The organism is Vibrio sp. V08_P9A1T1, from assembly GCF_963874405.1.
Taxonomy (GTDB): domain Bacteria; phylum Pseudomonadota; class Gammaproteobacteria; order Enterobacterales; family Vibrionaceae; genus Vibrio; species Vibrio anguillarum.
Genome location: NZ_CAWNIB010000064.1, coordinates 1 through 7,902, shown reverse-complemented (window position 1 = coordinate 7,902; position 7,902 = coordinate 1). Strand labels below are relative to the sequence as shown.

Annotated in this window: 9 protein-coding genes; 7 read left to right on the top strand and 2 right to left on the bottom strand. The window is 43.4% G+C overall.

Annotated features, from left to right (window positions below; genetic code table 11):
- The first annotated feature begins 41 nt into the window (after positions 1-41).
- The 3 genes from AACT21_RS03565 to AACT21_RS03555 all read left to right on the top strand — a co-directional run bounded on the left by AACT21_RS03565 (position 42) and on the right by AACT21_RS03555 (position 1,797).
- Positions 42-908, top strand: a complete 867-nt coding sequence (locus AACT21_RS03565; RefSeq protein WP_017045495.1) for a winged helix-turn-helix domain-containing protein — start codon at positions 42-44, stop codon at positions 906-908.
- 10 nt (positions 909-918) lie between these two features.
- Complete coding sequence (locus AACT21_RS03560) at positions 919-1,434, top strand: regulatory protein ToxS (RefSeq protein ID WP_026027495.1); 516 nt, start codon at positions 919-921, stop codon at positions 1,432-1,434.
- A gap of 84 nt (positions 1,435-1,518) precedes the next feature.
- Positions 1,519-1,797: a SelT/SelW/SelH family protein gene (locus AACT21_RS03555; protein WP_017045494.1), complete on the top strand. Its 279-nt coding sequence runs from the start codon at positions 1,519-1,521 to the stop codon at positions 1,795-1,797.
- 17 nt (positions 1,798-1,814) lie between these two features.
- Here AACT21_RS03555 and yfcE read toward each other — a convergent pair whose 3' ends face one another.
- The gene (gene yfcE / locus AACT21_RS03550) at positions 1,815-2,372 is read right to left on the bottom strand and encodes a phosphodiesterase (protein ID WP_026028955.1); all 558 of its coding nucleotides are present in this window, start codon (positions 2,370-2,372) and stop codon (positions 1,815-1,817) included.
- Between the two features lie 228 nt (positions 2,373-2,600).
- Here yfcE and AACT21_RS03545 point away from each other — a divergent pair, with 228 nt between their 5' ends.
- The 4 genes from AACT21_RS03545 (at position 2,601) to AACT21_RS03530 (ending at position 6,475) form a co-directional block, all read left to right on the top strand.
- Positions 2,601-3,515, top strand: coding sequence for a TIGR01777 family oxidoreductase (locus AACT21_RS03545; RefSeq protein WP_088728727.1), 915 nt, complete (start codon positions 2,601-2,603; stop codon positions 3,513-3,515).
- Positions 3,516-3,914: 399 nt separating this feature from the next.
- The gene (locus tag AACT21_RS03540; protein WP_094164684.1) at positions 3,915-4,769 is read left to right on the top strand and encodes a thioredoxin family protein; all 855 of its coding nucleotides are present in this window, start codon (positions 3,915-3,917) and stop codon (positions 4,767-4,769) included.
- A gap of 307 nt (positions 4,770-5,076) precedes the next feature.
- Positions 5,077-6,000: an SPFH domain-containing protein gene (locus AACT21_RS03535; RefSeq protein WP_013857314.1), complete on the top strand. Its 924-nt coding sequence runs from the start codon at positions 5,077-5,079 to the stop codon at positions 5,998-6,000.
- Between the two features lie 7 nt (positions 6,001-6,007).
- Positions 6,008-6,475 (top strand): NfeD family protein, encoded by a 468-nt coding sequence (locus AACT21_RS03530; protein ID WP_094164683.1) that lies wholly within the window; start codon positions 6,008-6,010, stop codon positions 6,473-6,475.
- Between the two features lie 155 nt (positions 6,476-6,630).
- Here the strand turns inward: AACT21_RS03530 and AACT21_RS03525 are convergent, their stop codons facing one another.
- Positions 6,631-7,839: an IS256 family transposase gene (locus tag AACT21_RS03525; RefSeq protein WP_017049682.1), complete on the bottom strand. Its 1,209-nt coding sequence runs from the start codon at positions 7,837-7,839 to the stop codon at positions 6,631-6,633.
- Between the last annotated feature and the right edge of the window lie 63 nt (positions 7,840-7,902).

Below are 7,902 nucleotides of genomic sequence, written 5' to 3'. Positions count from 1 at the left end.
GTTGATGGACGGTTAAACATGCCAACAATAAGAAGATTATCATGAGTAACATAGGCACAAAATTCATCCTTGCTAACCGATTCACGTTTGATCCCAATAGTAACTCTTTGCTTGAACAAGAAAACGAACAAGAGGCTGTTCGCCTTGGTAGTAACGAAAGTCGAATTTTACTTCTACTTTGTGAACGCCCAAATGAAGTCATTACACGCCATGAACTGCATGAGTTTGTGTGGCGTGAACAAGGTTTTGAAGTTGATGACTCAAGCTTAACTCAAGCGATTTCAACACTTCGTAAGATGTTGAAAGATCAAACCAAATCACCAGAATTCGTCAAAACCGTGCCGAAACGAGGTTATCAAATGATCGCCTCGGTGACTCGAGCAACCCCCTATTCACAAAAAAACACCACCAACGAGCCTGAAGAGGAACCGTTACTGGCCAGTGAGTCTATCCAAGACATTGACGCGGATACCACTTCGCAACCCGAAGAGACAACATCCCAAACCGTGACGACAGATCCACTCGCGAAAGTAAAAATAGGGAAAGAAAAGTTAACACTGCAAAGCAAATTGATGTTGGTTGTGGCTCTTTTCTTACCTATTCTGGCTCTCCTATTGACTAGCCCTGCACAATCAAAATTTAAACAGATTGCGGTTTATAACAACATAGTTGTGAATACGCCCATCAATCATCCAGACCTAAACAAATGGTTACCTTCTATTGAAAAATGCGTAAAAAAATACAATGAATCACATACTGGAGAACTGGCACCTAAGCAGGTGATTGCGACTGGTGGTCAAAATAATCAGCTCGTATTGAATTACATCCATAGTTCTGAGTTCTCGGGTGAAAATGTCACTTTACGAATTTTAGCTAACCAAGATGATTTGGCCAACGTGTGTAAATAAGGGCATAAATATGAATCCAAAAGTGGCAACCCTCATCTTAGCTATCTCTGCACTATTCAGTAGTTGGTTATACTGGGGCAGTGATTTAAAAATAGAACAAATCCTAACGGCGCAAGAATGGCAATCTAAAATGGTCACTGTGGTAAAACGCAGTCAACAGAATGATTCTGTTGGGCCAATCCGTCGGGTTGATGTCAATTCAAATGTGAAATATTTACCTAACGGTACTTATATTAGAATGTCAAATGTGAAGTTATTCGCCGTGGGTGGTGAAAGTGAAAGTTTCATTAATATCTCAGAAACCGGCACCTGGGATATCAGTGATAGCTACTTATTGATATCGCCTAGCGAATTTAAAAACATTAGTTCTAGTCAAAGTAAGGACTTTACCCCTGAGCAACTAGAACTGATTACTCAATTTTTCAAGATGGATGCTCAACAAAGCCGACGTATTGATGTCGTCAATGAAAAAACATTATTGCTCACCAGCCTAAGCCATGGTTCGACAGTGCTGTTTATCAATTAGCCATCGAGTAATCTGTAACTTCAATGAAGGATCGAAAAGGTCCTTTGTTGCGAATGGCCCTTACTTCTTCACAAAAGGTACACCATGGAAAAAGCCAATATTGAGATCTACTATTGCCGCCAATGTAATTGGATGCTTCGAGCCACTTGGCTAAGCCAAGAGTTACTGCATACTTTTAGTGAAGAAATTGAATCTGTGCGTCTCTACCCTGATACAGGGGGACGATTTGAAATCATGTGCAATGGACAACGTATTTGGGAACGTAAACATGATGGTGGTTTCCCTGAAGCAAAAGTTCTTAAGCAACGAGTCCGAGATATCATTGACCCAGAGCGAGATCTGGGTCATTCAGACAACAGGTAAATCAGATAGCGACGGGTTTAAGAACTGGTCGCTAAACGATATTGCGCTAGTCCTTGCCCCTCTAGCCCTATTACTTGAAATAATCCATCCGTATAAATAGCGTAGCTTGGGGGAAATTCATTACGTGGAAAGGTCGCGGACCCCGGGTTGACAATAATGACATCATCTTGACCTTGCGCCATAGGGATGTGCGAGTGGCCATGGATCAAAACATCACCTTTTTTTAATGGTGGCCTATTTTGAGCATTATATTGATGGCCATGCGTTAAGAAAAAACGAGTTCCTGACTCCAAAACTACCCAACAAAAATCCATCATCATCGGAAAGTCGAGCAGCATTTGGTCGACTTCGCTATCACAATTGCCTCTGACCGCCACAATATGCGGCGCCCATCGATTCAAGCACTCCGCAACTGCGGTCGGATTATACCCATCAGGTATAGGATTACGCGGACCATGATTTAAAAGGTCTCCTAGCAGTACTAAAGTGTCTGCACCTGACTGTTCAAATAGACTGAGTACTTTTTCAGTAGCAGGCAGTGAACCGTGTAAATCCGAAGCAAAAAACAACTTCATACTTTTATCTCCGTATTTTGGAGCTACAGATTGTACGAATTTCAGCACACTTCGTCATCTTTAGTTATGGATAAACATTGTCATTTATCACCACGAACAATTCACGTATGCTAAATAAGTTTCCTATATTAGGTTAGATGGCAAACAAGCATCGCCACTTAACCAACATGGCTATCGTTCTCATCACCACCATTTAGGTGATATCGCACAGACCAATGAGGTAGAAACATGAAAATACTATTAACGGGAGGGACTGGCTTTATCGGTAAAGAGCTGATGAAACAGATTTTCACGCACAATATCTACCTCCTCACGCGCGATATAGAGCGAGCTAAGCAGCAGCTCGCCCATGTAGACAAAGGTAGTATCACCTACCTGACCTCCCTAGCGAGTTTAAAAGACGCGAATCAATTTGACGCCATTATCAATCTTGCAGGAGAACCGATCGCCGACAAACGTTGGAGCAAACAGCAAAAAGCGATCATTTGCGCTAGTCGATGGGAAATAACAGAGCGGTTAGTTGAACTCATCCATGCCAGTACTGAACCACCCTCCGTTTTCATCAGTGGCTCGGCCGTCGGCTATTATGGTGACCAACAGTCTCATCCGTTTGATGAAACATTACATGTGCACCAACAAAGTTTTCCTCATCACGTTTGCGAAAAATGGGAGCGCATCGCCCTCCAAGCGCAATCAGAAAAAACTCGAGTGTGCCTATTGCGTACGGGGATCGTGCTCGCTAGTGATGGTGGTGCTTTAAAGAAAATGCTGCCACCTTACCGTTTAGGCTTGGGCGGCCCTCTTGGTAAGGGTGAGCAGTATATGCCATGGATCCACTTATTAGATATGGCACGAGCGATAGCCTATTTATTAGACATGCCACATGCACAAGGTGCTTTTAACCTCTGTGCTCCACATCCCGTACCTAATAAGCATTTTAGCCAGCTATTGGCGAAAACATTACGTCGACCACACATACTATTCACTCCCAAATGGGTTCTAAACCTTGCAATGGGTGAAGCGGCTGTTTTACTGTTTGACAGTATTAGAGCAAAACCTAAAAAGCTAACCGAGCTAGGATTTCACTTCCAGTTTTCACACCTAGAACCTGCGTTGAAAAATATATTACAACATCGTGCTTAACCAAAACTGGCCTATATTTTTTGTGAATAGCAAGGTATACGATAATGACAAAAGCGATACTTATCAGTGGATAAACCGACGGTTGCATAAAGTAGCACAACCAACTTAATTGTCATTAATTCGTAACATTCATGTGACATGATACAACTCTGGATATCCCAGTTAATCCAATATAAAGCGTTACATGTGGTACGACGAATATGACATTACACCAATTAAATTGGCTCAGTGTCGGTGTTGCGCTGACACTATTTTTAATATTATAGACACCTTTGCTTGCCCTCTCTTTGAGAGATAAAAAACGCTACTTTAACGGTAGCGTTTTTCATTTGCCCTTGATATTCCAATTTTCACCCCTATTTCTAAGACTATAAACTTGATTATCGCAAGGAAAATATCATGCAATCACCTTACATCGTTGAGGTCAATCAGCACAACTTTCGAGAGGTGTTCGAACGCTCAGTTGAGACTCCTATTCTCTTTTATTTTTGGGCACCCATGAATCAAGAGAGCGTACAACTCATTCCTGAATTACAAAGCGTAGCGCAACAACACAGTGGCGCATTCACCTTGGCTATTCTCAACTGCCAACAAGAACAGCAAGTGGCAGCACAATTTGGTGTTCAAACCCTGCCAACAATCGCTCTATTTATTAATGGTCAAGCGGTCGACGGTTTAGCAGGTGCTCAGACCATAGAAACAGTGAATGCAATGTTAAGCAAACATTTGCCAAGCCACGATGAAGTTGCGCTACAGCAAGCCTTAACACTGATAGAGCAAACACAACATTCGCAAGCACTACCTTTGCTACTAAGTCTACCTGACGATATGAAAGCAAAAGCAGAGGTCAAACTGGCCCTCGCTGATGTGTTTTTGGAAACTCAGCAGTATGAAGCGGCAGAAACAGAACTGGAACGCATCCCACTAGAGTATCAAGATGGTTACTACAAAGGCTTAATCGCCAAACTGGAGCTGCACAAGCAAGCCGCTGACAGCCCAGAGATTCAAGCATTAGAAGAGATTTTTTCCGCTGAGCCAAACAACGCTCACATAGCAAGTGAGTTAGCGCTTCAATATCATCAAGTTAACCGTAATGAAGAAGCTCTCGAGCTGTTATGGTCATTTTTACAAAGCGACCTCAATTGCCTCGATGGCGGGCTCAAAAAAGTGTTTATGGACATTTTAAGTGCTCTTGGACAAGGAAATAGTGTGGCAAGTCTCTATCGCAGAAAGCTGTATTCACTATTATATTAATAATATCAAGCAATTAAACTGGAAACGTTCTGCTTTGATTGTTAAAAAACCAGTATCAAATCTCATTATTTCATTTGTTCCATATCGATAACTGATAGAGAATGATCAATAGCAAAGCTCAAACGTTGATGAGAATCGCTCCTATATCCAAATGACTTGGAGATACCGGCAGTCGGCAAGTGAGTTCATCCCTATGAGCACAATAAACTCTATGATTGGGGTGAACGAACTTAGCTAACACAGCGGCCGTTTCAATAGAGAAAGGAACATCAACATTAGGATTATTTAATACTTAAAAGGAACCGTTATGGCTATTGATTCACTCGTCGCCGTTGGCATATTTGTATTCGTCGTTATTTCATTTATCTTTTCTGCAGTGAAAACCGTTTCACAAGGGAGCAATTGGACAGTAGAGCGTTTTGGACGTTACACACACACCCTACGCCCCGGTTTAAATATCATTATTCCGTTCATTGATCGCGTCGGACAAAAAATTAATATGATGGAACAGGTGCTTGATATCCCAGCACAAGAAGTGATATCCAAAGATAACGCCAATGTTGTTATCGACGCGGTTTGCTTCGTGCAAGTGATTGATGCTGCGAAAGCCGCCTATGAAGTTAGCGAACTACAACACGCCATTCGCAACTTAACTCTAACCAATATGCGTACCGTACTGGGCTCGATGGAGCTGGATGAAATGCTCAGCCAGCGTGACATGATCAACACTAAATTGTTATCGATAGTCGATCAGGCGACTAACCCTTGGGGTGTAAAAGTCACTCGTATCGAAATTAAAGATGTACAACCACCAGCGGATTTAACCGCAGCGATGAATGCGCAAATGAAAGCGGAAAGAAATAAACGTGCTGAAGTGTTAGAAGCCGAAGGCGTACGTCAAGCACAAATTTTACGCGCCGAAGGCCAAAAGCAGTCTGAAATACTTAAAGCTGAAGGTGAAAAGCAGGCGGCTATTCTTCAAGCAGAAGCACGTGAACGCGCTGCCGAAGCGGAAGCTAAAGCGACAGAGATGGTTTCGAATGCGATTGCGCAAGGTGACATGCAAGCGGTTAACTACTTTATCGCTCAAGGATATACCGAAGCACTTAAAGCCATTGGTCAAGCAGAGAACAGCAAAATCATCATGCTGCCATTAGAAGCAACTGGGTTGATGGGTTCGGTTGCTGGCATTGCTGAAATGTTCAACCTGAAATCCTCACAAGATAAGTAGGCCTAACGTGATAGAGCTAATACAACAAATGAATTATTGGCACTGGCTCGCATTAGGCTTAGTGCTTGTTGCATTGGAACTGCTTGGAACTGCTGGGTATTTTCTTTGGTTAGGTATTTCCGCACTCATCGTTGGCCTTATCTTTGCGATGCTCCCCATCAGTTGGCAACTTCAGTGGATGGCTTTTGCAAGTTTATCACTCGTCACGACTTGGTTATGGTGGCGTAAACAATTTAAATCAGACCACGATGGTGACGAGACTCGTGATCTGAACCAGAAACAGAAACAGCTGATCGGACAAATAGCCCGTATTAAAGAGAGCGTTCAAGAAGGGGCAACTTTTCGATTACAGCTCGGCGATACGACGTGGACAGCAAAATGCCAGCAAAACCTAGAAGCCGATGTTGTGGTTAAAGTCGTAGATGTCGAAGGAATTGTGTTGATTGTTGAGCCTAGAGAGAGCCAGCCTCATTGAGTAAACATCAGTAAGAAAGTACATAAAAACCAAAAGTGATGAATTGCTTTTGGTTTTTTCATTTATGGGCAGCCCAATTGTAGTGTGTGCCTCCACAGCTCATTAGCTAATGAGCTCATTTTGACCCTGTAAATAATTCTGTGTAACTGTCGGGGTTACATGTATTGAGTGAGTCGGTCTTCGAACATAATCATAAAACGGTTTAGAGCTTGTCGCCAGTTTCTGATCGGCATCGTCCATTTCTTGGAAGCATCTCGGATAGCCAGGTAGATCACCTTTCTAGCTGATTCATCCGTTGGGAAGAGCTTGCGCTTCTTAATCGCTTTTCTAATAACGCTGTTGAGGGATTCAATGGCGTTAGTCGTGTAAATGGCTCGGCGAATATCCTCTGGGTAGTTAAACAGGGTGTTGAGGTTGTCCCAATGCGCCGTCCAAGAGCGACTGATTTGAGGATACTTACTATCCCATCGGTCAGAGAACTGCGCTAGAGCCAGCAGAGCCTCATCTTCTGTGGCTGATTGGTAGATTTTCTTCAGGTCAGTCGTCACCGCTTTATAGTCTTTCCAAGGGACGTACTTGACCGAGTTTCGCACCATGTGGACGATACAGAGCTGTATTTGCGTCTCTGGGAACGCAGTGTTGATGGCGTCAGGAAAGCCTTTTAGCCCGTCAACGCAAGCGATAAGGATGTCTTTTACCCCACGGTTTTGAAGCTCAGTCAGCACGTTAAGCCAGAATTTGGCACCTTCCGTTTCAGAGAGCCACATGCCGAGCAGCTCTTTTTGGCCTTCCATGTTGACGCCTAACGCAAGATAGACCGCTTTGTTGATGACTTGCTTGTCTTGACGCACCTTAACCACGATGCAATCGAGATAGACGATAGGGTAAATTTCGTCGAGAGGTCGCGACTGCCATTCAATCACTTGCTCAAGCACCGAGTCCGTTACTTTTGATATCAGCGTTGGCGAGACATCGGCATCATACATTTCCTTGAACGTTGCGACGATTTCACGTGTGGTCATGCCTTTCGCGTACAAGCTCAATATCTTGTCGTCCATGGATTGGAATCGAGTTTGGTGCTTGCGGACGAGTTGAGGTTCAAAGCTGGCTTCACGGTCGCGGGGAACGTCGATATCGATTTCTCCATCATCGGTGATGATTGACTTGCCCGAGTAGCCATTGCGGGAGTTGGAGCTGGTTCTAGATTGGTGTTTTTGATATCCAAGGTGCTCATCGAGTTCAGCGTTTAACGCCGTTTCAACGGTCACCTTGGTTAACATTTTGCGGAAGTCATCAAGATCAGATTCTGTCTTAATTGACTTTGCTGCTTCACGAGCAAAAGCTTCGAGTGCTTTCTTATCCATATTGTCCATCCTTAGCCTTTAAGGCTTAAGTTTAGACAGTTACACAGAATTCAGGACACTCTC

What these genes read in the sequence shown, in the direction of transcription:
- AACT21_RS03565 (WP_017045495.1), top strand. Translation starts at nt 42, where the DNA reads ATGAGTAACATAGGCACAAAATTCATCCTTGCTAACCGATTCACGTTT.
- AACT21_RS03560 (WP_026027495.1), top strand. Translation starts at nt 919, where the DNA reads ATGAATCCAAAAGTGGCAACCCTCATCTTAGCTATCTCTGCACTATTC.
- AACT21_RS03555 (WP_017045494.1), top strand. Translation starts at nt 1,519, where the DNA reads ATGGAAAAAGCCAATATTGAGATCTACTATTGCCGCCAATGTAATTGG.
- yfcE (WP_026028955.1), bottom strand. Translation starts at nt 2,372, where the DNA reads ATGAAGTTGTTTTTTGCTTCGGATTTACACGGTTCACTGCCTGCTACT.
- AACT21_RS03545 (WP_088728727.1), top strand. Translation starts at nt 2,601, where the DNA reads ATGAAAATACTATTAACGGGAGGGACTGGCTTTATCGGTAAAGAGCTG.
- AACT21_RS03540 (WP_094164684.1), top strand. Translation starts at nt 3,915, where the DNA reads ATGCAATCACCTTACATCGTTGAGGTCAATCAGCACAACTTTCGAGAG.
- AACT21_RS03535 (WP_013857314.1), top strand. Translation starts at nt 5,077, where the DNA reads ATGGCTATTGATTCACTCGTCGCCGTTGGCATATTTGTATTCGTCGTT.
- AACT21_RS03525 (WP_017049682.1), bottom strand. Translation starts at nt 7,839, where the DNA reads ATGGATAAGAAAGCACTCGAAGCTTTTGCTCGTGAAGCAGCAAAGTCA.